The sequence below is a fragment of the Arthrobacter sp. 9V genome, assembly GCF_902506065.1.
Lineage (GTDB): Bacteria > Actinomycetota > Actinomycetes > Actinomycetales > Micrococcaceae > Arthrobacter.
The window spans coordinates 1-1,000 of the sequence record NZ_LR732955.1; the positions used below are offsets into that span (position 1 = coordinate 1).

General features: G+C 66.5%; 1 protein-coding gene. It reads right to left on the reverse strand.

The features are described 5' to 3' along the window. On the reverse strand, positions 1 to 824 hold an 824-nt coding region (dnaN, locus tag BACI9J_RS22720; protein ID WP_159736651.1), incomplete at its 3' end, for a DNA polymerase III subunit beta. Between the last annotated feature and the right edge of the window lie 176 nt (positions 825 to 1,000).

Sequence of the window (1,000 nt, forward strand, 5' to 3'; positions counted from 1 at the left end):
AGGGAGACCCGTCGGACCGCTTCGACCAGCTCCGCGGTGTTGATCACCGCGTGGTCGTTGACGGTCTCGGGGAAGAGCCGGCGGACCGGCGGGTAGTTGCCCTTGATGAGCAGCGACGTCACGGTCTTGTCGTCGGCGTGGAAGGCGATGAGCTCGCGGTCTGAGTTGCCGCTGATCGACACCGACACCGTCGACGCCGAACCGAACGTGCGGCCGACCTCTTGCAGGGTGCGGGCCGGGACCAGTGCGTGCAGGGGGTCCGAGCCGACTCGGCCGGAGTCCCACGCGATGGTGCGGACGGCGACACGGTAGCGGTCGGTCGCGATGAGGGACAGGTCGTTGTCGCCGACCTCGAGCTGCACGCCGGTGATCACCGGGGTGACGTCGTCACGGCTGGCGGCGACGGCGACCTGGGACACGGCTTCGGAGAACGCGTCGCCCGGGATGACACCCGTCTGCGGACCGATCTCCGGCAGCGTCGGGTACTCCTCGACCGGCATGGACAGCAGCGTGAAGTGTGCCGAACCGCAGGTGACCGAGATCTTCGCGTCCTCGGTGGTGAACGACACAGGGGCGTTCGGCAGCCGGCTCGCGATGTCGTTCAGCAGCCGGCCGGAGACCAGGACGGTGCCCGGTTCGTCGATCTGCGCCGAGATCGACGTCTGCGCCGAGACCTCGTAGTCGAACGACGAGAGCGTCAGGCGATCCCCGTCGGCGTGGATCAGGACGCCCGACAGGATCGGCAGGGTCGTGCGCTGCGGGAGGAGCTTCACTGCGAAGGAGACGGCTTCGGAGAAGACGTCCCGGTTGACCTCGAACTTCACAGCTGGAACCCCTGTCGATCGGCTTGGACTGTCCGGCCGCCCCATTCTGGCACAGGCGGAGGAGCGCCGGATTTCTTGTCATCCCGCCGTCCACAAGGTTGTCCCGCGGAGATTGATCGTTAACCAGGAGTAATGGTGTTAACGCCTGTGCACACTGTGGATAACCCTGTGCATCC